Below are 24084 nucleotides of genomic sequence, written 5' to 3'. Positions count from 1 at the left end.
TGCGGGCGGGGGTACGGGGTCAGCCGACGCCGGCGTAGGAGTGCTTGCCGGTGACGAAGATGTTGACGCCGTAGTAGTTGAAGAGGAAGCAGGCGAACGCCAGGAGCGCCAGGTAGGCGGCCTTGCGGCCCTTCCAGCCGGCGGTGGCGCGGGCGTGGAGGTAGGCGGCGTAGGCGACCCAGGTGATGAAGGACCAGGTCTCCTTGGGGTCCCACTCCCAGTAGCGGCCCCACGCCTTCTCGGCCCAGATGGCGCCCGCGATGATGGTGAACGTCCACAGCGGGAAGATCACCGCGTTGATACGGTACGCCAGCTTGTCGAGGGTGCCCGCCGCCGGCAGCCGCCGCCACACGGACGGCGCGACGCCCAGCGGGCCGCCGTCCTTTCCGGCCGCGGCCCGCTTCTCGTAGGCGTCCTTGAGCAGGTACAGCGCGGTGGCCACGAAGGCCGCGTAGAACGCGCCGCCGCAGACGATCGCCGCCGAGACGTGGATGGCCAGCCAGTAGGAGTGCAGCGCCGGGACGAGCTGCTCGGAGTCCGTGTACAGGACCGTGACGGCCAGGCCCAGCGTCAGCAGCGCGGAGAGCACCACCGGCAGGCCGAGCCAGCGCACCTTTTTCCCGGCCGCCAGCAGCCCCAGGTAGGCCAGGACGGCGGTCAGGGCCAGGGCGCAGGAGAACTCGTACATGTTCCCCCACGGCCAGCGCGTCACCGACAGGCCGCGGGTGAGCACGCCGCCGAAGTGGACCAGCGCGCCGAGCACGGTGAGGGAGACCGCCATGCGGCCCAGCAGGTCCGCCTGCTCGTCGGTGCCGGCCGCGCCCGGCCCGTCGGCCTCGTCGCCGCCGCGGCCGCTGGTGACCACGGCGGCGCCCTCGCCGGCCAGGGCCGTGCGGGTGAGCGTGGTGGTGCCGCCGCCCGCGGAGGCGACGGTGACGGTGACCTTCCGGGCCCCGGCGGGGCGCGCGGCGGCCGCCGCGGCCTCGGCGAGCGAGCCGCCCTGCTCGGCGGAGCGGCGGGCGACGGCTCCGCGGCTGCCGAAGGTCCACTCGAAGCAGTGGGCGAGCATCGCCAGCAGGTACACGGCCATCGCCGAGTAGATCAGGTAGTTGGAGATGTTGGCCAGGTGTTCGTTGACCGCCGTGGCAAGGACCACTGTCAACCCCTCTCCTCGGTCGTCCCGGATCCGTGGGGCCGCGCCTCCGCGTGCTCACGGGTCCCTGCGTCGTTCCGGTCTTCTGCGCCGTCCCGGTCTTCTGCGCCGTCCCGGTCCCCGGGGCCGTTCCGGTCCTGCGGGCCGTCGGGGTCCTGCGGACCGTCCTCGGCGGCGGGTGCGTCGTCCTGGAGGGCGACGGCGAGCTCGGCCAGCTCCTCGGCGATCCTCGCGGACTCGCTGCGGGCCAGGCCCGCCGTCTCCACGACGGTGGCGCCCCCGACGGCCGAGGCGCGGACCCACACCCTGCGGCGCTGGATCAGCAGGGAGCCGATCAGGCCGAGCACGGCGAGCACCGCGCTGCCCAGGGCCACGGCGTTGCCGGGGCGGTGGGCGATGGTGAAGCTGGCCCACTGCTGGTAGCCGTCGAAGGTGAGGGTGCCGTAGCCGTCGGGGAGCTTCCAGCCCTGGCCCGGCTTGAGCGCGGCCCTCGCGAGGTCGCCGTCCTGCCGGAGCTGCTTCATGTGGCTGGTGTCGAGCTGGTACACGTTCTGCGGGATGCCCGCGTCGGTGCCCAGGTCGCCCGCCCAGGCGGTGAGGATCAGCTTGGGGTCGGCGGCGGCGGGGAAGAGCGAGTTCCAGCCGGTGAGCGGGTCCGCCTTGACGGGGGCGGTGGGCGAGAAGATGCCGGAGAAGCCCAGCTGCACCTTCCGCCCCGGCTTCCCGTCCCTGGTGCCGTAGTCGCCGACCTTGATCGCGCCCGTGGAGGTCAGGTTGTTGTCCTGCGGCAGGAAGGGGGTGGGGCCGTGGAAGACGACGTCCCCCCTGCCGTTGCGCACGGTGACGACGGGCGAGTAGCCGTGGCCGATGAGGTAGACCTTGCTGCCCGCCACCTCCAGCGGCTCGTTCACCTTGATGGCGCCCTTGTGCAGCCGGCTGCTGTCGGTGCCGGTCCAGTACCGGATGCGGGCGGTGAAGTCCCGCGGGGTGCCGAGCTGGTCGCCCCGGGTCTGGTACGTGGCGCTGAAGCCGTCGAGCTTGAAGCCGAAGGGCTCCAGCTGGTCGGCGCCGTAGAAGGGCGCGCCCTGGAAGTCGTCGTACTGGGTCATGGTGTTGGAGAAGCCCTGCCCCTCCAGCACCAGCTTGCCGCCCTGGCCGCCGCCCACGCTGCCCCACGCCATGGCGACGAGCAGGCCGAAGAGCGAGATGTGGAAGAGCAGGTTGCCGACCTCGCGCAGGTAGCCCTTCTCCGCGGCGACCGCGCCGCCGGAGGCGTGGACGCGGAAGCGGCGGCCGCGCAGCAGCCGCTCCGCGGCCGCGGTGACCTGCTGCGGGTCCGCCGCGGTGCGCCAGGTCGCGTACACCGGCATGCGGGAGAGGGTGCGGGGCGCCGCCGGGGGGCGGCTGCGCAGCACGCCGGCGAACTGCCACGTCCGCGGGACGATGCAGCCGGCCAGCGAGACGAAGAGCAGGATGTAGACGGCGGAGAACCACACCGAGCTGTACACGTCGAAGAGCTGCAGCCGCTCGTACAGCGGGGCGAGGCCGGGGTGGTCGGCCTTCCACTGGGCGACCCGCAGGGCGTTGGCGCTGGTCTGCGGGATCAGCGAGCCGGGGACGGCGGCCAGGGAGAGCAGGAAGAGCAGGATCAGCGCCACCCGCATGGAGGTCAGCTGCCGCCACGTCCAGCGCAGCCAGCCGAGGACCCCGAAGGCGGGCGCGGCGTCGTCGGGCCGCTCCTCGACGGGTGCGGTGGAGAGGCGCTCGGCGGCCGCCTCGTCGTCGAGCGGCCGGCGCGGGTCGGGGCTGCCGGTGTCCGTGGTGCTCCCGGTGTCCGTGTTGCTCACAGGCTGCTCACAGTCAGATTCCGATCGAGAAGTCCTGGGTGGCGGACTGCAGCTGGGAGACCAGGGAGTCCCAGGCCCCGGTCACGAGCAGCAGTCCGACGGCGACGAGCATGCCGCCGCCGATGCGCAGCACCCACTGGTAGTGGCGCTTGATCCAGCCGAACGCGCCGAGCGCACGGCGGAAGGCGAGCGCCGCCACGACGAACGGTACGCCCAGTCCGAGGCAGTAGACCGCCATCAGGAGGGCCGCCCGCCCGGCACTGGCCTGGTACATGGACAGGGTGTTCAGCGAGGCGAGGGTCGGGCCGATGCAGGGGGTCCAGCCGACGCCGAAGACGACGCCGAGCAGCGGGGCCCCGGCCAGGCCGACCGCGGGGCGGCGGTGGGAGCGGACCTCGCGCAGGGTGAAGCCCGGGAGCAGGCCCATGAAGGCCAGGCCCATGAGGATCGTCACGACGCCCATCACCACCGAGATCGTGCGGCGGTACGTGAGGAGGGTCTGGCCGAAGAAGCCGAAGAGCGCGCCGGTGGAGACGAAGACGGCGGTGAAGCCGAGGACGAAGAGCAGCGAGCCGAGCAGCATCCGGCCGCGGCGGCGCCCCTCGGCGTCGGCGAGGTCGGCGGCGGAGAAGCCGGTGACGTAGGAGAGGTAGCCCGGGACCAGCGGCAGCACGCAGGGGGAGAAGAACGACACCAGGCCGGCCAGCAGGGCGACCGGGACGGCGAGCAGCAGGGCGCCCCGCAGCACGGTCTCGTTGGTGCCGTCCGCCGCGGCGAGGAGGGTGCCGGCGGGGAGGGCCCCGGCGGCGAGGGGGCCGGTCACGGCTTCTCCGCGACGACCGGCTTCAGCATGGCCTCGACGTCCTCCCGGGCGAGCGGCTTGAGGGCGCGGGCGGCGATCCGCCCGTCGCGGTCGACCACGAGGGTGGAGGGGATGGCCTGGGGGTTCAGGGTGCCCTTGGGGAAGCGCAGGACCTGGGTGCCGTCCGGGTCGTAGAGGCTGGGGTAGGTGACGCCGAAGTTCTTCTCGAAGACCCGGGCGTTGTCGGCGCTGGTGTCCCGGGTGTTGATCCCGAGGAACTGCACGCCCTTGTCCTTGTACGCGGCCCAGGTCTGCTGCAGGCCCGCGGCCTCGGCCCGGCAGGGCGAGCACCAGGAGCCCCAGACGTTGACGACGACGACCTTGCCCCGGTAGTCGGAGAGGGCGGCGTGCCCGCCGTCCACGGTCTCGCCCGAGATGTCCGGTGCGGCCTGGCGGTGGCCCGCGGCGACGGTGTCGATGCCGCCCTTGCCGCTGACGAAGCCGGCGCCGGCCGTGTCGCCGACCCCGGAGCCCGAGGCGGAGCATCCGGCGGCGGCGAGCACGGCGGCGCCGGCGAGGGCCGCCAGTCGTGCGCGGGTGCGGCGGGAGGCGGGTCGGACAGGACTCATGTGAAAAGTTTCGCATGGCTCCCGGAGGACCTTCACCGGGGTCGGGTGTCCCGCGTCACACCCGCGGCGGGGGCGGCCGGGCCCCGGTTCAGCCCTGCTTGGGCCCCTCGGCGAACTCGGCGACCAGCGTCTCCTCGAAGGCCTTGAGGTCGCCCGGCTTGCGGCTGGTGACGAGGACGTTCGGGCCGCTCCGGCAGACCTTGACCTCCTCGTCGACCCAGTGGCCGCCCGCGTTGGCGATGTCGGTGTGCAGGCTGGGCCAGGAGGTGAGCGTGCGGCCGCCGAGCACCCCGGCCTCGATGAGCGTCCAGGGGGCGTGGCAGATGGCGGCGACGGGCTTGCCCGCGTCGAAGAACGCCCTGGCGAAGGCGACCGCGTCCCGGTCCAGGCGCAGCGCGTCGGGGTTGGCGACGCCGCCGGGCAGCACCAGGGCGTCGTAGTGGCCCGCGGAGACCTCGCCGGCCACGTCGTGGACCTCGAAGGTGTCGGCCTTGTCCAGGTGGTTGAAGGCCTGGACCCGTCCCGGCCTGGTCGAGACCAGCCGGGGCCGGCCGCCGGCCGCCTCCACCGCCTGCCACGGGCCGGTCAGTTCGACCTGCTCGATGCCCTCGGTGGCGACGAGGAATGCGACGGTCCTGCCCTCCAGGGTGGTGGACACAGCGGACCACCCTCCTTCCGTTCGGGTGCGCGTGCGGGGCCTGCGCCCCTGGGGGGTTCTGTCCCCCTTCGCGCCCCTTCCCGGGGCCTCCGGACGGAAACCAGGGGCCCCGCCCGCCGGTCGCGGCGGGCGGGGCCCCTGGGGGGCCGGCCCGGGGCAGCCCCGGCCGGCCGGGCCGCTCAGGCCCCGAAGCTGCGGCCCACCGGCCGGCTGCCGCCGCCCTTGCCGGTGAGGTGCGCGGGCAGCAGGTCGCGGGCGGGCTCGCTGTACCCGACGGAGACGATCCGGTCGCCCTCGTACGTGAAGCTGGTCAGCGAGGCCAGCGAGCACTGCCGCCGCCGCGGGTCGTGCCACAGCCGCCGGTGCTCGGCGAAGCAGCGGGTGACCCAGATCGGCAGCTGGTGGCTGACGCAGACCGCCTCCCGGCCGCGGGCGGCGTCCCGGGCGGCGCCCAGCGCGCCCATCATCCGCACGACCTGCTCGATGTACGGCTCGCCCCACGACGGGCGGAAGGGGTTGGTGAGGTGCTTCCAGTGCGAGGGCTTGCGCAGCGAGCCGTCGCCGACGCCGAAGGTCTTGCCCTGGAAGACGTTCTCCGCCTCGATGAGCCGCTCGTCCACCGCGGTCGCCAGGCCGTGCGCGGCCGCGATGGGAGCGGCGGTCTCCTGGGCCCGCTCCAGCGGGGAGGCCACCACGTGGGCGATGTCACGGCCCGCGAGGTGGTCGGCGACCCGCTCGGCCATCTCCTTGCCGAGCTCGGACAGGTGGTAGTCGGGCAGCCGGCCGTACAGCACGCCCTCCGGGTTGTGCACCTCGCCGTGGCGCATGAGGTGGACGACTGTGACGTCTTTGCTGCTCACCTGAGCTGCTCCTTCAGGGGGTACGGGTCGGCGGACCGAGACTACGCGGGCCGGGCCTCGGCCGCGGCACGGGCCGCCGCCGGGAGCGCGTCGGCGATCCGCGCGACGGCGCGGTCGTCGTGCGAGGCGGAGAGGAACCAGGACTCGAAGGCGGACGGCGGCAGGTACACGCCCTGGGAGAGCATGCTGTGGAAGAAGGCGGTGAAGCGGAAGGCCTCCTGCTCCTTCGCCCGCTCGTAGTCGGTCACCTCGCGGTCGGTGAAGAAGACCGAGAACATGCTGCCCGCGTGCTGCACCCGGTGGGCGACGCCCTCCTTGGCCAGCGCCTCGGAGACCAGGCCGGAGACCTCGGCGGCGACGCGGTCGACCGTGGCGTACACCTCGTCGGTGCAGTGGCGCAGCTGGGCGAGGCCCGCGGCGGTGGCCACCGGGTTCCCGGAGAGGGTGCCCGCCTGGTAGACGGGGCCGGCCGGGGCCAGGTGGGCCATGACGTCGGCGCGGCCGCCGAAGGCCGCGGCGGGGAAGCCGCCGCCCATGACCTTGCCGAAGGTGAGCAGGTCCGGCGCCCAGCCCTCGTGGGCGGCCTCCAGGCCGTACCAGCCGGCGCGGGAGACGCGGAAGCCGGTCATGACCTCGTCGGAGACCAGCAGGGCGCCGTTCTCGCGGCAGACCTCGGACAGGCCGCGGTTGAAGCCGGGCAGCGGCGGGACCACGCCCATGTTGCCGGGGGACGCCTCGGTGATCACGCAGGCGATCTCGCCGGGGTGGGCGGCGAAGGCGGCGCGCACCGCGTCGAGGTCGTTGTAGGGCAGCACGATGGTGTCGCCGGCCTGCGCGCCGGTCACGCCGGGGCTGTCCGGAAGACCGAAAGTCGCCACACCTGAACCGGCGGCGGCCAGCAGCGCGTCAACATGACCGTGGTAGCAGCCCGCGAACTTGACGACCTTGGACCGCCTGGTGAAACCGCGCGCGAGGCGGATCGCCGACATGGTCGCCTCGGTGCCGGAGGACACCAGGCGCACCTGCTCGACCGGCGCGATCCGGTCGACGATCTCCTCGGCGAGCTCGACCTCGCCCTGGCCGGGGGTGCCGAAGGAGGTGCCCCGGGCGACGGCGGCCCGGACGGCCTCCAGGACGGCGGGGTGGGAATGGCCGAGAATCATCGGTCCCCACGAGCACACCAGGTCGACGTACTCGCGGCCGTCGGCGTCGGTGAGGTACGGACCGGTACCGGACACCATGAACCGGGGCGTACCGCCCACGGCTCGGAAGGCGCGCACGGGCGAGTTGACCCCGCCGGGGGTCACGACCGACGCGCGCTCGAACAACGTCTGGGACACTGGGGCTTCGTACGGATAGCTCACACAGGACATGGTCTCAAATCGTGTCCGTCCCATCGGCATGTCCCGCCCGATCATCTGGAACGATGATCGGGGTGCACCATGCAGTACCGCTCAGCGGGCGGGCGGCAGCGCCAGGTCTGTCGGTTTCGGCGAACTCCGGTGAGGATGGTCCGAGTGTCCGAGCGTGACGACTCCGAGAGGACGGCCGGGCCCTACCGGAGGGCTGCGGATTCAGCGGGGAGAGAGAGGGGAGGCGGTGGCCGGGTGGGGGTGACCTACAAGTACTTCGGGGCGCCGGACCGCGCCACCGCAGCCCGCGTGCCCACCGCCCTCGGCCGCGACGGACTCGGCCTCGACGCCGGCGAGCTCGGCACCCTGGGCCGCCTCGGCGACCTCATCGGCGCGGAGGAGCGCATCGAGGCGGAGGAGCGCGCCTTCGAGCGCGAGGACGCCGTGGGGCGCCACCTCTCCACCAAGATCAAGCCGGAGACGATGAGCGCGATGGTGCTCACCGGCATCAAGGGCGTGCCGCTCCAGCAGGTGCCGCCCCTGGAGCTGGTCGTCCTGCACCCCGACTACGCCGTGGTCCAGCTGCCCTCCAGCGTCGTCGAGCCCCTGCGCAAGGCGGACGAGACCGAGCTGGGCGCCGCCGCCTTCATCTGGTCCACCGTCCCCGACCGCCGCGGGCCGCGCGACGCCTTCGTGATCTACAAGATGCTCCACGAGTGGCAGGACTTCGCCAACCGCCTCCACGACGCCGGCCACCAGCTCTTCTGCCTCGTCTGGCCCTGACCGGGGAGAACCCGCCGGGGAGCACCTGCCGGGGCGGCCGTGCTGTCCGACCCCGGCACGGGCCCGGAGGGCGCCCGTCACCGCGGACGTCACGACTGCGTGTTCGGGGACACCGTCCAGGTGGGGCGATGGACGGTCGACACCCGGGAGCTGCCGCCGTACGCCTGATCAGGGCGGCCGTCACTCCTTGGGGCGAGCACCGGTCGCGGGGGCGGCGGGGCGGGGGACATGCTGGCGGTCGGGCCCGCGGCGGAACGCCCGGGCGACCCCACGCCCCGCAGGAGCAGCCCGATGAGCACGACCGGAGAGCGCGGCACCGAAGAGCGCGGCACCGAGGAGCGCGGCACGCGGGAGCCCGGTGCCGGCGGGCGGGACGCCGCCGGGCACGGCGCCGGGAGCGGGGGGCGTACGGCGACGGGGCGCACCACGGCCCGGACCGAGGGCATCGCGCGGCGGCGGCTGGCGGGCGGCGCGGCGGTCCTCGCCGCCGCCGGGGCGGTCGCCGCGGCGGCGACCGCGTGCAGCAGCTCGGACGGGAGCGGCGGGAGCACGGCGTCGGCCGCGGCCCAGGTGTCCCGGCTCGCCGCGTCGGCCGCCGCCGAGGTGTCGCAGGGCGCGGCGTCCGCCGCGGCCCGCGCCTCCGAGGCGGCCGGGGCCATCGCCTCCGAGGCGCAGGGGCAGGCGTCGGCCGTCCAGTCGGCCGCGGCGTCGTTCGCCTCCGCGCACCCCTCGGTGCTGGAGTCTGCGTCGGCGGCGGCCGCCTCGATCCGGGCGCGGGCGTCGGCCTTCGAGGCGTCGGTGGCCGCCCAGGTCCAGGCGGGGAAGGCCTCGGCGTCGGCCGCGCTGGGCAAGGTGAGCGGCAGCGGCAACGCGGTCGGCGACGTGCGGGTCACCGGGGTGCCGCTCGGCACCACCGGGGGCCGCCCCGGGGCGAAGGTCACCATCACCAACAGCAGCGGGGCCACCGCCTCCTACGCCGTGCAGGTCGACTTCGTCGACGCCTCCGGGAGGACCGTCGAGTCCGCGGTGGTGGGGGCGAAGGACCTGGCGGCGGGGGCCGTCGCCACCAAGCTGGCCTTCGCGGCGGAGGCCGCGGGCGGGCCGGTGACACCGAAGGTGGCCAAGGCCCAGCGGTACTGACGCCCGGGGGCGCCGCGGTTCGGCGCCGCGTCCCGTGCCGCCGGGCCCGGCTGGCACGGCCCCGGGGCCCCGGGGGCGCCCCGGTAGGGTCCCGGCCATGACCGTCGCGCGCTCCGTCCTGCTCTTCCTGCTCGCAGCCGTCCTGGAGATCGGGGGCGCGTGGCTGGTGTGGCAGGGCGTCCGCGAGCACCGCGGGTGGGCGTGGGCCGGCGCGGGCGTCGTCGCGCTGGGCGCGTACGGGTTCGTCGCCACCCTCCAGCCGGACGCCCACTTCGGGCGGATCCTGGCCGCCTACGGCGGGGTGTTCGTCGCCGGGTCGCTGGCCTGGGGGGCGGCCGTGGACGGCTACCGGCCCGACCGGTGGGACGTGGCGGGCGCCCTCGTCTGCCTGGCCGGCGTCGGACTGATCATGTACGCACCGCGCGGGCGCTGACCGGCGGGCCGGGCGGGCCGGGCGGGCCGGGCGGGCGCCGCCCGCGGGCCCCCGGGGGAACTCTGGGATTTCTCTGGGAACGGCCCACCGGCGCCGCGGGCCGCGCCGCCCCGGGTTAGGGTGCGGCCGGATCCACGGGCGGCGGAGGGCGGTGGGCGGCAGGTGGCGGACGCGACGGCGGCGGCACGGGTGCTGGTGGTGGACGACGACGCGGCGATCCGGCGGTCGCTGGAGCGCGGGCTGCGGCTGAACGGCTTCGCGGTGGCGCTCGCGCCCGGCGGCGTCGCGGCCCTGGCCGAACTGGCGCGCGGCGGCCAGGACGCGGTGGTGCTCGACGTCTCGATGCCCGACCTCGCCGGCACCGAGGTCTGCCGGCGGCTGCGGGCGGCGGGGAGCGAGCTCCCGGTGCTGATGCTCTCGGCGCTGGACGAGGTGGACGACCGGGTGGCCGGCCTGGAGGCGGGCGCGGACGACTACCTGGTGAAGCCGTTCGCCCTGCAGGAGCTGGTGCTGCGCCTGCGGGCGCTGCTGCGGCGCCGCGGGCAGGCCCCCTCGGGGGTGCTGCGGGTCGGCGGCCTGGCCCTGGACCCGGCCACCCGGGAGGTGAGCTGCGACGGCGTGCCCGTCGCCCTGACCCGGCGGGAGTTCGAGCTGCTGGAGGTGCTGGCCCGCAACGCCGGGCTGGTCCTCAGCCGCGACACGCTGCTGGACCGGGTGTGGGGGTACGACTTCCAGGTCACCACGAACACGGTCGACACCTTCGTCAGCTACCTCCGGCGCAAACTGGAGGCCGGCGGGCGGCCGCGGCTGGTCCACACCGTGCGCGGGGTCGGCTTCGTCCTGCGCCCCGACGGGCCGGACGCGGGCGGGCCGGACGCGGGCGGGCCGGACGCGGGCGGGCCGGACGCGGGCGGCCCGGACGCGGACCGGGCGGGGACGGACCGGGCGGGGGCGGACCGGTGAGGCTCTCGCTCGCCGCCCGGGTCGCCGTCGCGGTCGGCGTCACGGTGCCCCTGCTGGTCCTGGCCGCCGGCGGCCTGCTGCTCCGCCTGGTCGACCGAGACCTGGACCGGCAGCGGGACGGCGACCTGCGCGCCCGGGCCGCGGCCGCCGCCCCGCTGGCCAGGGGCCTGCTCGCCGCGCAGCTCGACGGACGGCCGCGGGCGGAGCGCACCCGGCAGCGCCTGCTGTTCTCCGCAGCCCTGGACGTCGGCGTCCAGGTCGCCGACCGCTCGGGGGCGGTGGTCGCCGAGGGCGGCCCGACCCCGCCGGCCGGGACGCCGCTGCCCGGGGTGGCCGGGGTCCCGGTCACGGTGCGCGCGGACGGGGAGAGCTGGCGGGCGCTGGCCCTGCCGGTGGGCGGTGCCGCCGGGGGCACGCTGCGGCTCTTCTCCCCGGACTCCGCCCGGCAGGCACGGATCCGCGCGGTCCGGTCCCGTGTCGTGCTGGCGGCCCTGGTCGCCGCACCCCTCGCCGCCGGGGCGGGGCTGCTCGTCGCCCGGCGGGCGGTGCGGCCGCTGCGGCTGCTGCAGCGGCGCACCAGCGGACTGGACCCGCGGACCAGCACCGCCCGCCCGCCGCACGCGCCGACCCGGGTGGCGGAGGTCGACGACCTCGCCCGCACCCTGCACACCGTGCTGGCCCGGTACGACGAGCAGGCCGGGCGGACGGCCGAGGCGCTGGCCACCGCCCGCTCCTTCTCCGCGGCGGCCTCCCACGAGCTGCGCACCCCGCTGATGAGCATGCAGACCAACCTGGAGGTCCTCAGCGCCCACCCGCACCTGGACCCCGCCGACCGGGAGGAGATCCTCGGCGACCTGCGCACGGAGCACGCCCGGCTGCTGGGGCTGCTGCTCACCCTGCGCGGACTGGCCCAGGGCGACCTCGTCGAGGCCGACGCCTTCGGGCCGGTGGACCTGGCCCTGCTGGTCCGCAGCTGCGTCCGGGACACCGCGCGCCGCCGCCCGGAGGCGGACCTGGCCGTGGAGGCGGCCGAGGACCTGCGGGCCTGGGGCTGGGAGCCGGGCCTGCGGATGGCCGTGGACAACCTGCTCACCAACGCCCTGGTCCACGGCCGCGGGCCGGACGCGGCGGGGCGGGTGGAGGTCCGGCTGCGGCGGAGCGGGCAGGCGGGCCCGCCGTCGGCCGTCCTCACGGTGGACGACCGCGGGCCCGGCGTCCCGCCGGCCGAGCGGGAGCGGGTCTTCGAACGGTTCCACCGCCGCCCCGGCAGCCCCGGTTCGGGCCTCGGCCTGACACTGATCGCCCAGCAGGTCCACCTGCACCGCGGCACGGTCCGGGTGCTGGACGCACCGGGAGGCGGGAGCAGGTTCGAGGTGCGGCTGCCGCTGCTGCCCTCCCCCGACGACACCCGCACCCTGGAGCTCCCGCTGCGCCGCGACTGGCTGGCCGGCACCACGGCGGGCCTCCCGGCCTGAGCCCGCTCCGCCGTCCCGGTCCGGCCGGGTCCGGCGGGCCCGGAACTCCCAGAGAATCCCCAGGGAGCCTCCCTACGCTCGGCGGCACGCCGTCCGGCCCCGGCAGGGGCACCGGACGGGAACCGTGTCGTACCAGCGGAAAGGACGTCCCATGAACCGCAGGACCGCACTCACCGGGGGACTGGCCGGGCTCGCGCTCGCCGGGTCCCTGCTGACCACGGCCGCCGTCCCGGCCTCCGCGGCCACCGGCTCCGCCTCCCCCGCCCCCGCCGCGTCCGCCGGCGCGAAGGCCGTGAAGGGCGACGGCGCGAGGGTGCTCTGCGTCCGCGCGCCCAGGATCGAGCGCCGCATCGACCGGGCCCTGACCCGCCTGCAGGCAGGTCCCGGGGTCCGCGGCTCGATCGCCCGCCTCCAGCAGCGGGTCGACAACGCCCAGGCCGCCGGGCACACGGCGGTCCACAACTACCTCAGCCACCGTCTCGACCACCGGAAGTCCATGGTGGGCACCCTCACCCAGCGGCGCGCCGACCTGCAGAAGGTCGAGGCCTGGTGCCGGACCCGCGGTGACGCGGACGGCACGTCGTGACCGGGGCGCCGCGCCGCGCCGCGCTGCTGCTGGCCGCGGCCCTCGCCCTGGCGGCGCCCGCCGTCACCGGCTGCACCGACCGGTCGGCCGCGTCCGCCCCGGCCGCGCCCGCCCCGGCGGCGCCGTCGGCGGCGCCCGGGTCCGGGGCCGGGTCGGGCGACGCGGCCGACGCCGACCTGCAGCGGATGCAGGGGCTGGTCTCCGGCGCCGAGCAGGCGGCCGACGCCGCCGACGCCGACGCGACCGCCGACGGGTAGGGCGTCCGCCGGACCCGCACACGGCCGGACCGGCCCCGGCCCGCCCGGCCCGCCCGGCCCGCCCGGGCCGCCGCAGCGCCGGGCGCCCGCCGCGCCGCGCGGCCGGGGAGCCGCACCACCGCAGAGAGCCGGACGGCACGGAGCCGCCGGCACCCGCCCTAGGAGGGAGACGGGTGCCGGCGGCTCCGGCGCGCAGCGGGTCAGCCGGCGTTGACGCAGGTGTTGCCGAAGGCCGGGTTGACGGCGGCGATGAGCAGGTTGACGGTGTTGCCGCACAGGTTCACCGGCACGCTGACCGGCACCTGGATGGCGTTGCCGGAGATGACGCCGGGCGAGCCGATCGCGGCACCCTCGGCCCCGGAGCTCGCCATGGCGGAACCCGCACCCGCGGCGATCAGGCCGGCGGCGGCGAGGGAAACGGCGGCCACCTTCTTGGGCGCGTTCATTGATGTCTCCTTTGTGTACATACCTGTCGAACCGTGAGCACTGGGCGTGCCCCCTGATCAACGACGCTCCGGACCGCAGGGCATGAGCGGTGTCGCACATTCACCCGCATGCAGCAAAGTCCCGGCCCGCACCCCCCATCCGGGTGATCGCCGCACCCGAGGCCGTTCCCGGGCGGCGGGTCGGTCGTTCTCCAGCACGAGGTCCTCGATCCAGCCCCTCGGGAGAGAAGAAACCATGCGCCACATCGTCGGGACGGCACCCGGAAACGCCGTCAGCACGCCGGTCGCAGCGCTGGAACCGGCCCTCCGGGACGTCCGGCGCACCGCCTGACGCACCCTCGGGCCGCTCCCGGGAGCGGGTCTCCATCCCAGCGGACCGCCTCGACATGCGGGGCATCACGGCGTGTGCCAAAACTTCTCGGGGAACTGTGTGTAATCGTCTGAACACTCCGGCTTGCACCGTGGCGGAAATGCCCGGGGTGGGCCGCCCGAGTGATCGCCGCACATTGCGCGCATCCCTGGGGCCAGCATTGTCGTTTCGCACATCGCCCGCCGGTTCCACGGCAGGGCGGAAACACGGAGGAATTCCCACCATGCGCTCTTTCAAGAAGGCTGCCGTCATCACCGTCGCGGCGTCCGGCCTGCTCGCCGCCGGTGCCGGTGCGGCCTCGGCCAGCAGCGGCGCGGAGGGTGCCGCGGTCGGCTCCCCCGGCGTCGTCTCCGGCAACGTCATCCAGGTCCCGGTCAGCGTCCCGGTCAACCTGTGCGGCAACACCATCACGGTCATCGGCCTGCTGAACCCCGCGTTCGGCAACACCTGCGTCAACGCCGGCTGACCCGGTTCCACACCGCCGTCCGCGGCCACCGCAGGCGGCACCCATCCGAATCCAGGAGATTCACCATGCGCAACATCAAGAAGGCCACCCTCGTCTCTGCCGCCTCCCTCGGCATGATCGTCGCCGGTGCCGCCTCCGCCTCCGCCCTGGGCGCCGGCGCCCAGGGTGCGGCGGTCGGCTCCCCCGGTGTGGCCTCCGGCAACGTCGTGCAGCTGCCGATCCACATCCCGGTCAACGTCTGCGGCAACTCGATCAACGTCGTGGGCATCCTGAACCCGGCCTTCGGCAACACCTGCATCAACGCCTCGGGCGGCTTCGGCCACGAGCGCGGCCACGAGTACGGCGGCGAGCGCGGCCACGAGTACGGCGGCGAGCGCGGCCACGAGCACGGCGGCTGGGACAAGGGCCACGGCGAGCACAAGGGCGAGCACGGCAAGGGCCACGGCAAGGACTGCTGATCCGCGTCGCACCGTACGGCGCTGCCCCTCGGAGCCCGAGAGCCCGAGGGGCAGCGCCGCGCCGCAGACCGGCCCCAGGAGAGCCCGCCCCCAGGAGAGGACGACAGCCATGAAGACCCCGTCCCGCGCGGCAGGCCGCGCACTCGCCGCCGTCGGAGCGGCCGTGCTCGGCACCCTCGCCGCGCACACGCCCGCCATGGCCGCCGAGGCCCGTGCCCCGCAGCCGGCCCAGGCCCCCGACGCCACGCTGCAGCCGGTGGACACCAGGGCGGCGCTCGGCACGCTCGGCACCACCGCGGGCAGCGCCCTGCGCCCGGTGACGGAGCTGCGGCTGGACCCCTGGGCCAACTCCTCCGCCGACCCGCTGACCAACGCCGTCTCGGTGGAGCCGAAGACCCCCAACGGGCAGACCCGCCCCCTCAGCACCCTGCCGCTGACCGCGCCGCTCAGCGGCGGCGGCGGGCTCAAGGACCTGCCGGTCCTGGGCCAGGTCCTGGGCGGGGCGGTGCGGGGCTGAGCGCCGGCCCCCGCCCGTGACGCGCCGAGGGCGGCTCCCCCACGGGGAGCCGCCCTCGGCGCGTGCGCGGCGTGCGCGCCGCGGTCAGAGCCGCTCCCGCAGGGTGCGGGCGGCCTCCACGGCCCAGTAGGTGAGGATCTGCTCGGCGCCGGCCCGGTGGATGGAGGTCAGCGTCTCCATGACCACCCGGTCGCGGTCGATCCAGCCGTTGGCGGCCGCGGCCTCGACCATCGCGTACTCGCCGGAGACCTGGTACGCGGCGACCGGCACCGGGGAGGCGTCGGCGACCTGCCGCAGCACGTCCAGGTACGCCATGGCGGGCTTGACCATGACGAGGTCGGCGCCCTCGGCGAGGTCGAGCTCCAGCTCGCGCAGCGCCTCGCGGGCGTTGGCCGGGTCCTGCTGGTAGCCCTTGCGGTCGCCCTGGAGCGAGGAGCCGACGGCCTCCCGGAAGGGGCCGAAGAAGCCGGAGGCGTACTTGGCGGTGTAGGCGAGGACGGCGACGTCCTGGTGGCCCGCGCCGTCCAGGGCCTCGCGGACCACGCCGACCTGGCCGTCCATCATGCCGGAGGGGCCGACCATGTGGACGCCCGCCTCGGCCTGGACCACGGCCATCTCGGCGTAGCGCTCCAGGGTCGCGTCGTTGTCGACGGTGCCGTCGGCGGCGAGCACGCCGCAGTGCCCGTGGTCGGTGAACTCGTCCAGGCACAGGTCGGACATGACCACCAGCCGGTCGCCGACCTCGGCCACCACGTCGCGGATGGCCTGCTGGAGGATGCCGTCGGGATTGGTCCCCTCCGAGCCGCAGGCGTCCTGCACCGCGGGCACCCCGAAGAGCATGATCCCGCCGAGGCCGGCCTCGGCCGCCTCCACCGCCGCCTTGCGCAGCGTGTCGCGGGTGTGCTGGACGACGCCGGGCATGGAGGCGATCGGCACCGGCTCGGCGATCCCCTCCCGCACGAAGGCCGGGAGGATCAGCTGGGCCGGGTGCAGCCGGGTCTCGGCGACCAGGCGGCGCACCGCCGGGGTGGTGCGCAGCCGCCGGGGGCGGTGGAGGGGGAAGCCGGTCATGACGGTGCGGTGCCTTTCAGCGTGGCTCCCGGCGGCGCCCCGCCGGCCGGGTGCTGCCGGCGGCGGGGTGTCCCGGACGGGACGGGTCGGGCGGTTCCGGGCGGTTCGGGCGGTTCAGCGGGCCTTCCTGCGGGAGCCGGGGCGGCGCTCGCTCGGCCGGTACACCTGCTCGCCGGCCTCCAGCGCGGCGTCGCGGCGGGCCGCGCCGAAGTCGGCGAGGGCCTCGGCGAGCGCGGCCGCGGAGGGCGCCGGGGAGAGCACGTCGACCCGCAGGCCGTGCTCCTCGGCGGTCTTGGCGGTGGCCGGGCCGATGCAGGCGATGACGGTGACGTTGTGCGGCTTGCCGGCGATGCCGACGAGGTTCCGCACGGTGGAGGACGAGGTGAAGAGCACGGCGTCGAAGCCGCCGCCCTTGATCGCCTCACGGGTCGCGGCCGGCGGCGGCGAGGCGCGCACGGTGCGGTAGGCCGTGACGTCGTCCACCTCCCAGCCGAGGTCGATGAGCCCGGCCACCAGGGTCTCGGTGGCGATGTCGGCGCGGGGCAGCAGCACCCGGTCGATCGGGTCGAAGACCGGGTCGTACGGCGGCCAGTCCTCCAGCAGCCCGGCCGCGGACTGCTCGCCGGAGGGCATGAGGTCGGGCTTGACGCCGAAGTCGACCAGCGCCTGGGCGGTGGTCTCGCCCACGGCGGCGACCTTGATGCCGGCGAAGGCGCGGGCGTCGAGGCCGTACTCCTCGAACTTCTCGCGGACCGCGCGCACCGCGTTGACCGAGGTGAAGGCGATCCACTCGTAGCGGCCGGTGACCAGGCCCTTGATCGCCCGCTCCATCTGCTGCGGGGTGCGCGGCGGCTCCACGGCGATGGTGGGCACCTCGTGGGGCACCGCGCCGTAGGAGCGGAGCTGGTCGGAGAGGGAGGCGGCCTGCTCCTTGGTGCGGGGCACCAGGACGTTCCAGCCGAAGAGCGGCTTGGTCTCGAACCACGACAGGGAGTCGCGCATGCCGACCTGCTCGCCGACCACCGCTATGACGGGGGTCTGCGGGTCGACCGGTGCGGACACCGGGGAGGGCAGCACCTTGGCGCTCTTGAGCTCGGCCGCGATGGTGGCCAGCGTCGCGGTGAAGGTCCGCTGCCGGGTGGTGGTGCCGCCGAGGGTGGCCGAGAGCGGCGAGTCGGGCTTGCGGCCGTGGGCCGTCAGGGCGGCGGCGGTGGCGGGCAGCTGGCCCAGGGTGGTGCGGACGACCAGGGTGGCGTCGCAGGTGCCGAGGTCGGCCCAGCCCTGCGGCTCCAGGGTGGCGGCGTCGACGAACCGCACGTCGGCGCCGCGGCGGCCGCGCAGCGGCACGCCGGCGTAGGCGGGGACGCCCACGGACTGGGCGACGCCGGGCACGACCTCGAAGGGGATGCGGTCCTTGGCGCAGGCCAGCATCTCCTCGGCGGCACGGCCGTCCAGGCCGGGGTCGCCGTCGACGGTGCGCACGACGTGCCGCCCGGCCTTGACCGCGGTGGCGACCAGCTTGGCCAGGGCGGCGGCGCCCCAGTCGGCGGTCTCCGCGGCGTCGCCGGCGGTTCCGCCGGCGCCGTCGGCGCCGTCGGTGTCGCCGGGCGTGTGGACCTCGACGCCCTCGGGGCAGTGGGTGCGGACGGCCGCGGCGGTGAGCGGGTCGGCGACGAGCACGTCGGCCGACGCCAGCACCTCGACCGCGCGGAGCGTCAGCAGTCCGGGGTCGCCGGGTCCGGCGCCCAGGAAGGTCACCTGTCCGCCCTTGCGGTGGCCGTGTGCGTCGGTGGTGGCGGTGGGGCTCACAGGACTCGCTCCCCCATCAGACCGGCCGCGCCCCCGGCGAGCATCCGGGCGGCGAGGTCGCGGCCGAGGGCCTGCGCCTGCTGCTCGGAGGTCCCGTCGAGAACGATCGGACCGGTGGTGGACATCTGCAGCAGGGTGGCGCCGTCGGGGGTGCCGACCACGCCCTCCAGCCGCAGTTCGGTGGCGGGCCCCTCGGGCCCGAGCACGGTGGCCAGCGCGCCCACGGGGGCGGAGCAGCCGGCTTCGAGGGCGGCGAGCAGGGCTCGCTCGGCGGTGACGGCGGCCCGGGTGGGGCGGTGGTCGAGCACGGCGAGCGCTGCGGCGAGCGCGGTGTCGCCCGCGGCGCACTCGACGGCCAGCGCGCCCTGGCCGGGGGCCGGGAGCATGAGGTCGGTCCCGAGCAGCTGGGTCGCCTCGGCGAGGCGGCCGAGGCGGCTCAGCCCGGCGGCGGCCAGCACCACGGCGTCGAGCTCGCCCGCGCGGACGTAGCCGATGCGGGTGTCGACGTTGCCGCGGATCGGCACGGTCTCGAGGTCCAGGCCGCGGGCGGCGGCGTACGCGTTGAGCTGGGCCATGCGGCGGGGCGAGCCGGTGCCGACGCGGGCCGGGCGGCCCTCGCCGCGGGCGCCGCACTTCTCGGCGAGCTCGTCGAGGGTGAGGGCGTCGCGGACCACCAGGGCGTCGCGGACGTCCTCCCGCTCGGGGACGGCGGCCAGCAGCAGCCCGTCGGGGGCGGCGGTGGGCAGGTCCTTGAGGGAGTGCACGGCCAGGTCGATGCGCCCGTCCAGCAGCGCGTCGCGCAGGGCGGAGACGAAGACGCCGGTGCCGCCTATCTGCGCGAGGTGCTCGCGGGAGGTGTCGCCGTAGGTGGTGATCTCCACCAGTTCGACGGGGCGGCCGGTGGCCCGGGAGACCTGCTCCGCGACCATGCCCGACTGGGCCATGGCCAGGGCGCTGCGGCGGGTGCCGAGCCGCAGGGTCCGCTGCTTCAACTCGCCTGCGATGGCGCTGAGTTGACCATTCATGACATGATCGTCCCGGTCGTGCTGGTTGCCTGGGTGGTGGTTCATCGGGCGCCGCCCTTCGCGGCCGGGGCCGCCTCCTGCCGGGGCGCGCCGGACACGGCCTCGACGGCCGCCGGGTCGAGGTCGAACAGCTCCCGCAGGGCCTCCGCGTAGGAGGCGCCGCCGGGCTCCCCGGCCAGCTGCTTCACCCGCACGGTGGGCGCGTGCAGCAGCTTGTCGACGACCCGGCGCACGGTCTGGGCGATCTCGGCGCGGGCCTTGGGGTCGAGGCCGGGCAGCCGGCCGTCGAGCCGGTCCAGCTCGCTGAGGACGACGTCGGAGGCCATGGTGCGCAGGGCGACCACGGTGGGCGTGATCCGCGCGGCCCGCTGGGCCGCGCCGAACGCCTCGACCTCCTGGGCCACGATGCCGCGGACGGCGTCCACGTCGACCGCGCCCGGCTGGTCGGCGGCGGCGCCGGCGAGGCTCTCGATGTCGACGAGGCGGGCGCCCTCGACCGCGTGCACCGCGGCGTCGACGTCGCGGGGCATCGCCAGGTCGAGCAGGGCCAGCGGCGGTGCGCCGGCCTCGCGGTCGCGGACGGCGTCCCGCACCTGGTCGGCGTCGATGACCAGCCCGGCGGCGCCGGTGCAGGAGACGACGAGGTCGGCCTCCGCCATGGCGGCGGCGACCTTGTCGAAGGCGACCGTGCGGGCGCCCAGGCCGGCGGCGAGGCGCTCGGCCCGGTCGGCCGTGCGGTTGGCGATGACGAGGTCGGCCACCCCGGCGCGGTCCAGGGTCGCGGCGGCCAGCGAGCTCATCGAGCCCGCGCCGACGACCAGGGCCCGCTTGCCGGCGACGGGGCCGGACACGGCGGCGACCTGCTCCAGGCCGAAGGTGACCAGCGACTGCCCGGCCCGGTCGATGCCGGTCTCGCTGTGGGCGCGCTTGCCGACCCGCAGGGCCTGCTGGAAGAGCTCGTTGAGGCCGCGGGCGGCGGTGTGCTCCTCCTGTGCGAGGGAGAGCGCGTCGCGGATCTGGCCGAGGATCTGGCCCTCGCCGACCACCATGGAGTCCAGGCCGCAGGCCACCGAGAAGAGGTGGTGCACGGCGCGGTCCTCGTAGTGGACGTAGAGGTGCGCGGTCAGCTCGTCCAGGTCGACGCCGCTGTGCAGGGCCAGCAGGGTGGAGAGCTCGGCGACCCCGGCGTGGAACTTGTCCACGTCGGCGTAGAGCTCGACCCGGTTGCAGGTGGCCAGCAGGGCGGCCTCGGCGACGGTGGCGGAGGCGGCGGAGGCGTGCAGCAGCCGCTCGCGGGAGTCCCCGGTGAGCGCGGTGCGCTCCAGGACGCCGACGGGCGCGGTGCGGTGGCTGAGGCCGACGACGAGGAGGCTCATGCCGGCATCACGGCGGGGAGGTCCCCGTCGGTCCCGGACGCGGCGGCGCGGCGCAGCTTGGCGGCGGTCCTGGCCGGACGGTCCGCCGCGGCGGGGACGACCGGCTCGGAGGAGGGCCCGGAGGACGCGGCGGCCTTGGCGGCCGCGGGCGCGGCGAGGGCCTGCTCGGCCTCCTCGCCCGCCTTGCGCTGCTCGTGGAAGGCCAGGATCTGCAGCTCGATGGAGAGGTCGACCTTGCGCACGTCCACGCCGTCGGGCACGGAGAGCACGGTGGGCGCGAAGTTCAGGATGGAGGTCACCCCGGCCGCGACCAGCCGGTCGCAGACCTGCTGGGCGGCACCGGGCGGCGTGGTGATGACGCCGATCGACACCTGCTCGTCCTCCACGATGTCCTCGAGTTCGTCCATGTGCCGGACGGGCAGCCCGGCGGCGCTGGTTCCCACCACGGCGGGGTCGGCGTCCAGCAGCGCCGCCACGCGGAAGCCCCGGGAGGCGAAGCCGCCGTAGTTGGCCAGGGCGTGGCCGAGGTTGCCGATGCCGACGATCACCACGGGCCAGTCCTGGGTCAGGCCCAGCTCGCGGGAGATCTGGTAGACGAGGTACTCCACGTCGTAGCCGACGCCCCGGGTCCCGTAGGAGCCGAGGTAGGAGAAGTCCTTGCGGAGCTTCGCGGAGTTCACCCCGGCGGCGGAGGCGAGCTCCTCCGAGGAGACCGTGGGCACCGAGCGCTCGGAGAGGGCGGTCAGCGCGCGCAGGTACAGCGGCAGGCGCGCGACCGTTGCCTCCGGAATGCCCCGGCCACGGTTGGCCGGGCGGCCGCGGTCGGCGGTGTGGGTGGGTCGGCCAGTTGCCACGGTGCTCCTGAGGGTGAAGCTGGGCTTTGGCAGCCAGGCTATGCGTTTGTGAACGTGTGCACAAAGATTGTGTCCGATTTGTCCCCGAACAGTGACGCGCATCACGCGTCACCCCCGCGGGCGTCCGGAACCGGCGCGGCCGCCGGTGCGTTCGCCCGCGTCCGGGCGCACCGCGCCGGGGGGACGCGGGGCGCGGCCAGGCTGGGCCACGCCAGGGCGGCGGCCTCCCGCAGCGCCCGGGTCCACTCGGCGGGCCGCAGCGGGCGGGCCGGGTGCCGCGCCGCGCAGTGCCGCAGCAGGTCGGCCGTGGTCAGGGCGTCCCCCAGCGCGGTGTGCGCCGCGAACGGCGGCAGGCCCGCCGCCTCCGCGCAGGCCCGCAGGCCGAAGCCGCCCGCGGCGGGCAGGTGGTCGCGGGCCAGCCGCATGGTGCACAGGGAGGGGACGGGCGGCAGGTCGACGCCGATCCGGGCGAACTCGCGCTCCAGGAAGGCGCGGTCGCAGGCCACGTGGTGGCCGACCAGCAGGCGGCCGGAGAGCAGCTCCAGCAGCTGCGGGGCGACCTCCCGGAAGCGCGGCGCGCCCGCCACCTCGTCCTGGGTGATCCGGTGGACGTGGGTGGGGCCCACCGGGCCCTCCGGGTCGATCAGGGTGGTGTACTCGGCCACCGGGTGCAGGAAGCGGTCCAGGGCGACCACCGCGACCTCCACCACCCGGTGCCGCCACGGGCTGCGGCCGGTGGCCTCGACGTCCACCACCGCGTAGCCGCGGGCGTGGGCCGCAGCCGTACGGGGCGCGGCGGGCGCCGCCGGGAGTCGGCGGGGAAGCACGGGACGGTCCCTCTCTGTCCAACCCCCGTACGGCTCAAAACCCCTCGATGGTAAGCCGACGAACTGTCCGTGCGACAAGTCGGCGGATCCGGTGTGCACGGTCGGTCAACGGGTCAGCGCGCTGCGCAGCCGCTGCTCGTCGACGCGCCAGAAGTCGTGCTGCCTCCCGTCGACCAGCGTCACCGGGATCTGCTCCCAGTACAGGCGGTGCAGCTCCGCGTCGCGGGTGATGTCCTTCTCCTCGAACGAGGCGCCGAGGTCCCCGGTCACCCGGAGGATCACCTCCCGCGCCTCGTCGCAGAGGTGGCACCCCGGCTTCGCGATCAGGGTGACGGTGCGGGCGGACGGGTCGGGCCGCCCGGGGCGGCGGAGCAGAGGACTCATCCGGCCATTCTGCTCCCGGCGCGGACCGCGGCGACAGCGGCCGGACGGCCCCGGGACCCGTCCCGGGGGGCGGAGGGGGCGGGGCGGGACGGGCGGAGGGGCCGCGGGACGGAGGGGCGGCGCGGGCGGGCACGGCGGTGTGGCGTCCACCACGGACGCGGGCCGCCGGGGCCCCGGCACCTCCTCCGCCACCGCACCGACGCGCGGCGTTGACGGGCGCCGAACCTCCGCGTCACCGGGTCGGCCCGCCGCTCTGGCTATGCTCGCCTCATGGCTGTGCTGCGAAGGCTCACCCGGAGGAAGCGGTCCGTGACCGAGCGGACCGTGCTGGCCGGCGAGGCCGCCGCCCACGCCGCCCAGACCGACCCGGCGGCCCGGGCCGACCAGGCCGCCCGGATCGGGAGCGCGGAGGCGGAGGCGGGCGTCCAGGCACGCCGCCGCGGACTGCACCTGCGCGACCGCGGCGGCCGGGCGGAGCGCCCCGCCCCGCGGACGCCGGGCGACGCGCCCCCCGCCACCGGCGACCCGCGCGCCGCCGCCTTCTTCGACTGCGACAACACCCTGCTGCAGGGCGCCGCCGTCTTCTACCTCGGCCTCGGCCTCTACAAGCGGCAGTTCTTCACCCACCGCGACGTGGCCCGGTTCGTCTGGCAGCAGGCGTGGTTCCGGCTGCACGGCACCGAGGACCCGGCCCACATGGCCGACGCGCAGGACACCGCGCTGGGCATCGTGGAGGGCAAGCGGGTCGAGGACCTCGAGGTGATCTGCGAGGAGATCTTCGAGGAGGTCATGGCCGACAAGGTGTGGCCCGGCACCCGCGCCCTCGTGCAGATGCACCTGGAGGCGGGCCAGCGGGCCTGGCTGGTGACGGCCGCCCCGGTCGAGGCGGCGCGGATCATCGCCCGCCGCCTCGGGATGACCGGCGCCCTGGGCACCGTCGCGGAGACGGTGGACGGCGTGTACACCGGGCGGCTCGTGGGCGAGCCGCTGCACGGGCCCGCGAAGGCCGCGGCGGTGCGGGCGCTCGCCCGCCGCGAGGGGCTCGAACTGGAGCGCTGCGCCGCGTACAGCGACTCCTCCAACGACATCCCGATGCTGTCGCTGGTCGGCTACCCCTACGTCATCAACCCGGACAACGCGCTGCGCCGGCACGCCCGCGCCGAGGGCTGGCGGGTCCGGGACTTCCGCACCGGGCGCAAGGCGGCCCGGGTGGGCATCCCGGCCGCGGCCGGCCTGGGCGCCGCCGCGGGCGGCACCGCCGCGGCGCTGGCGCTGTACCGCAGGCGCCGCTGACCCGTCGGCCCGCCGGGCGGCCGGCCCACCGGGCGGCAGACCCGCCGGGAGGCCCGCCCGCGGGGACGCGCGGCCCCCGGCGTGCGCGGCGCCCCGCCGCGCCCTCGCCCGCCGCGCCCCTCCCCGGCGCGCCGGTCCGCCCGGACGCCCCGGGCCTGTTCCGACACCTCCGGTCCGTTCCGGCACCTCCGGACAGCACGGCCCCGCCCGATCCCGGGCGGGGCCGTCCGCGTGCTGACCGGATCCGATC

Annotated in this window: 26 protein-coding genes; 11 read left to right on the top strand and 15 right to left on the bottom strand. The window is 75.9% G+C overall.

The features are described 5' to 3' along the window. Positions 1-19: 19 nt before the first annotated feature. From ccsB to hemL, 7 genes are all read right to left on the bottom strand, one after another. Positions 20-1156 carry a c-type cytochrome biogenesis protein CcsB gene (ccsB, locus tag LO771_RS23620; RefSeq protein WP_230746337.1) on the bottom strand — a complete coding sequence of 379 codons (1137 nt, stop codon included), beginning with the start codon at positions 1154-1156 and terminating at the stop codon, positions 20-22. 2 nt (positions 1157-1158) lie between these two features. After that, positions 1159-3000: a cytochrome c biogenesis protein ResB gene (locus LO771_RS23615; protein WP_230746208.1), complete on the bottom strand. Its 1842-nt coding sequence runs from the start codon at positions 2998-3000 to the stop codon at positions 1159-1161. Between the two features lie 13 nt (positions 3001-3013). Further along, entirely contained in the window at positions 3014-3823 is an 810-nt protein-coding gene (locus LO771_RS23610; protein ID WP_308188987.1) for a cytochrome c biogenesis protein CcdA, read from the bottom strand. Beyond that, positions 3820-4431 carry a TlpA disulfide reductase family protein gene (locus LO771_RS23605; protein ID WP_230746206.1) on the bottom strand — a complete coding sequence of 204 codons (612 nt, stop codon included), beginning with the start codon at positions 4429-4431 and terminating at the stop codon, positions 3820-3822. Before LO771_RS23605 ends, LO771_RS23610 begins: the two co-directional genes overlap by 4 nt. An 88-nt stretch (positions 4432-4519) precedes the next feature. After that, on the bottom strand, positions 4520-5089 hold the full coding sequence (locus LO771_RS23600) for a type 1 glutamine amidotransferase domain-containing protein (protein WP_230746204.1): 570 nt from the start codon (positions 5087-5089) through the stop codon (positions 4520-4522). 179 nt (positions 5090-5268) lie between these two features. Then, a complete protein-coding gene (locus tag LO771_RS23595) occupies positions 5269-5916 on the bottom strand; it encodes a histidine phosphatase family protein (protein ID WP_230746333.1) in 648 nt (215 codons plus the stop codon). Positions 5917-5990: 74 nt separating this feature from the next. Then, entirely contained in the window at positions 5991-7322 is a 1332-nt protein-coding gene (gene hemL, locus LO771_RS23590; protein ID WP_230746196.1) for a glutamate-1-semialdehyde 2,1-aminomutase, read from the bottom strand. 135 nt (positions 7323-7457) lie between these two features. Between hemL and LO771_RS23585 the strand changes: the two genes are divergently transcribed. From LO771_RS23585 to LO771_RS23555, 7 genes are all read left to right on the top strand, one after another. Beyond that, positions 7458-8084 carry a hypothetical protein gene (locus LO771_RS23585; protein WP_374228226.1) on the top strand — a complete coding sequence of 209 codons (627 nt, stop codon included), beginning with the start codon at positions 7458-7460 and terminating at the stop codon, positions 8082-8084. A gap of 291 nt (positions 8085-8375) precedes the next feature. After that, on the top strand, positions 8376-9224 hold the full coding sequence (locus LO771_RS23580) for a hypothetical protein (RefSeq protein WP_230746193.1): 849 nt from the start codon (positions 8376-8378) through the stop codon (positions 9222-9224). A 97-nt stretch (positions 9225-9321) separates the two neighbouring features. Further along, positions 9322-9657 carry a YnfA family protein gene (locus LO771_RS23575; protein ID WP_230746184.1) on the top strand — a complete coding sequence of 112 codons (336 nt, stop codon included), beginning with the start codon at positions 9322-9324 and terminating at the stop codon, positions 9655-9657. 162 nt (positions 9658-9819) lie between these two features. Further along, positions 9820-10620, top strand: a complete 801-nt coding sequence (locus LO771_RS23570; protein ID WP_308188986.1) for a response regulator transcription factor — start codon at positions 9820-9822, stop codon at positions 10618-10620. After that, a complete protein-coding gene (locus LO771_RS23565; RefSeq protein WP_230746182.1) occupies positions 10617-12095 on the top strand; it encodes a sensor histidine kinase KdpD in 1479 nt (492 codons plus the stop codon). The genes LO771_RS23570 and LO771_RS23565 overlap by 4 nt, the downstream gene beginning before the upstream one ends. A 151-nt stretch (positions 12096-12246) precedes the next feature. Continuing rightward, a complete protein-coding gene (locus LO771_RS23560; protein ID WP_230746180.1) occupies positions 12247-12681 on the top strand; it encodes a hypothetical protein in 435 nt (144 codons plus the stop codon). Next, positions 12678-12938, top strand: coding sequence for a hypothetical protein (locus LO771_RS23555; RefSeq protein WP_230746178.1), 261 nt, complete (start codon positions 12678-12680; stop codon positions 12936-12938). Before LO771_RS23560 ends, LO771_RS23555 begins: the two co-directional genes overlap by 4 nt. Positions 12939-13138: 200 nt before the next feature. Here LO771_RS23555 and LO771_RS23550 read toward each other — a convergent pair whose 3' ends face one another. Next, on the bottom strand, positions 13139-13384 hold the full coding sequence (locus LO771_RS23550) for a chaplin (protein WP_230746176.1): 246 nt from the start codon (positions 13382-13384) through the stop codon (positions 13139-13141). A gap of 593 nt (positions 13385-13977) precedes the next feature. On the opposite strand from LO771_RS23550, the gene LO771_RS23545 reads away from it, so the two are divergent. From LO771_RS23545 to LO771_RS23535, 3 genes are all read left to right on the top strand, one after another. Then, the gene (locus tag LO771_RS23545) at positions 13978-14220 is read left to right on the top strand and encodes a chaplin (protein ID WP_230746174.1); all 243 of its coding nucleotides are present in this window, start codon (positions 13978-13980) and stop codon (positions 14218-14220) included. 65 nt (positions 14221-14285) lie between these two features. Beyond that, a complete protein-coding gene (locus tag LO771_RS31150) occupies positions 14286-14678 on the top strand; it encodes a chaplin (RefSeq protein ID WP_230746172.1) in 393 nt (130 codons plus the stop codon). A gap of 109 nt (positions 14679-14787) precedes the next feature. Continuing rightward, positions 14788-15195, top strand: a complete 408-nt coding sequence (locus LO771_RS23535; protein ID WP_230746169.1) for a hypothetical protein — start codon at positions 14788-14790, stop codon at positions 15193-15195. 84 nt (positions 15196-15279) lie between these two features. Here the strand turns inward: LO771_RS23535 and hemB are convergent, their stop codons facing one another. The 7 genes from hemB to LO771_RS23500 all read right to left on the bottom strand — a co-directional run bounded on the left by hemB (position 15280) and on the right by LO771_RS23500 (position 22541). Continuing rightward, complete coding sequence (gene hemB / locus LO771_RS23530; protein ID WP_230746167.1) at positions 15280-16266, bottom strand: porphobilinogen synthase; 987 nt, start codon at positions 16264-16266, stop codon at positions 15280-15282. 114 nt (positions 16267-16380) lie between these two features. After that, positions 16381-18075 (bottom strand): uroporphyrinogen-III synthase, encoded by a 1695-nt coding sequence (locus LO771_RS23525; protein WP_230746165.1) that lies wholly within the window; start codon positions 18073-18075, stop codon positions 16381-16383. Next, positions 18072-19100, bottom strand: coding sequence for a hydroxymethylbilane synthase (hemC, locus tag LO771_RS23520; protein WP_230746163.1), 1029 nt, complete (start codon positions 19098-19100; stop codon positions 18072-18074). Before hemC ends, LO771_RS23525 begins: the two co-directional genes overlap by 4 nt. Before the next feature lie 41 nt (positions 19101-19141). Continuing rightward, a complete protein-coding gene (locus LO771_RS23515) occupies positions 19142-20476 on the bottom strand; it encodes a glutamyl-tRNA reductase (RefSeq protein WP_230746161.1) in 1335 nt (444 codons plus the stop codon). Continuing rightward, positions 20473-21330 carry a redox-sensing transcriptional repressor Rex gene (locus LO771_RS23510; RefSeq protein WP_230746159.1) on the bottom strand — a complete coding sequence of 286 codons (858 nt, stop codon included), beginning with the start codon at positions 21328-21330 and terminating at the stop codon, positions 20473-20475. The genes LO771_RS23515 and LO771_RS23510 overlap by 4 nt, the downstream gene beginning before the upstream one ends. Positions 21331-21431: 101 nt before the next feature. Beyond that, on the bottom strand, positions 21432-22157 hold the full coding sequence (locus LO771_RS23505; protein ID WP_230746157.1) for a 3'-5' exonuclease: 726 nt from the start codon (positions 22155-22157) through the stop codon (positions 21432-21434). A 105-nt stretch (positions 22158-22262) separates the two neighbouring features. After that, positions 22263-22541, bottom strand: a complete 279-nt coding sequence (locus LO771_RS23500; RefSeq protein WP_230746155.1) for a glutaredoxin family protein — start codon at positions 22539-22541, stop codon at positions 22263-22265. A gap of 270 nt (positions 22542-22811) precedes the next feature. Here LO771_RS23500 and LO771_RS23495 point away from each other — a divergent pair, with 270 nt between their 5' ends. After that, a complete protein-coding gene (locus LO771_RS23495) occupies positions 22812-23834 on the top strand; it encodes an HAD family phosphatase (protein ID WP_230746153.1) in 1023 nt (340 codons plus the stop codon). Positions 23835-24084: the final 250 nt, after the last annotated feature.

This window comes from Streptacidiphilus sp. ASG 303 (assembly GCF_020991365.1).
GTDB lineage: Bacteria > Actinomycetota > Actinomycetes > Streptomycetales > Streptomycetaceae > Peterkaempfera.
The sequence above is the reverse complement of the archived record's forward strand: the minus strand, read 5'-3'. Positions and strand labels throughout refer to the sequence as shown.